The sequence below is a fragment of the Oleiphilus sp. HI0079 genome, from assembly GCF_001635105.1.
Genome location: NZ_LWFT01001084.1, coordinates 1 through 1,133 on the forward strand (window position 1 = coordinate 1; position 1,133 = coordinate 1,133).

Genomic DNA, 1,133 nt, shown 5'->3' on the forward strand with positions numbered 1-1,133 from the left:
TGTGTAAGCAAGCGGAGCGTTGGCAGTTTCCGGTAATAGACTGCCAGATCGAAAATGAACACCTTAGCTCGTTGGGGGCTGAACTGATCACACGTGACCGATTCCAATCACTCATTCAAACAGGCATGAAGAACAACAATTTGTTTACATGGCACTTTGATGAAGACATTATTGAACAGATTCTAGCCAGCTAGGACAAACACATGAGCCAACTGCAAACAATGGTGTTCTATGCGACCCCTGAACATCAATGCAGCTATCTAGAAGAGCAAAGGGCCACGACAATGTTTGTCGACCCTAAAGCCAAAATCACCAACTCTGTTTATAGCCAGCTATCAGAGCTTGGTTTTCGAAGGAGCGGTAATCATTATTACCGGCCTCACTGTTCAAATTGCAACGCCTGCATTCCCATCAGGGTTCTGACCAGCGATTTTAAGCCAAGCCGAAGCCAAAAACGGGTCACCAAAAACGCCCTCGGGGTTCAAGCTCAGATTCTGAGCGCCGACTTTCACGAAGACCACTATCTCATCTACGAAAAGTACATTAATCATCGACACACCGATGGCGATATGTTCCCTGCTAGTCGTGAACAGTATCGTTCTTTCCTAGTTGATGGGCGAGAGTGCACAAGGTTTATCGAGTTTTCCATCGACGATCATGTTATTGGCATTGCAGTTGTAGATGAACTGGAAGACGGTTTATCGGCTATTTATACCTTCTTCGACCCAGACTTTTCCCATTTAAGCATCGGAACATATGCCGTTCTCTGGCAAATCCAGGAGGCGCAACGTAGAGGCCTACCTCACGTCTATCTCGGTTACTTCATCGCTGCTTGCAAAAAGATGTCTTACAAGACTGCATTCAAACCTTTTCAAGCAAGAATTGAGGAAAGCTGGCTTAATATTGACGAAATGCAGTCGATTGCCAATAAAAACACCTAGCGTAACAAAACTGATTTTGCGAATTGCTTAACTTTCAGGCAGAATGTCGCTCGTTCAAATGAGGGCCGTCAGTGCCCAATCTTAATATAAGCGCCTCGGGCGCAATTCATAGCTCAAATGAGGTTACGCTTTAATGGCGAAAGAAGATGTCATTGAAATGGAAGGTACAATCGTAGATACCTTGCCGAACAC

Annotated in this window: 1 protein-coding gene and 1 pseudogene; both read left to right on the top strand. The window is 45.1% G+C overall.

Going from position 1 to position 1,133, the window contains the following annotated elements:
• Positions 1-194, top strand: a pseudogene (locus A3750_RS26395) (hypothetical protein); the annotation flags it as partial.
• A 9-nt stretch (positions 195-203) separates the two neighbouring features.
• A complete protein-coding gene (locus tag A3750_RS19315) occupies positions 204-941 on the top strand; it encodes an arginyltransferase (protein WP_068458789.1) in 738 nt (245 codons plus the stop codon).
• The last annotated feature ends 192 nt before the right edge of the window (positions 942-1,133 follow it).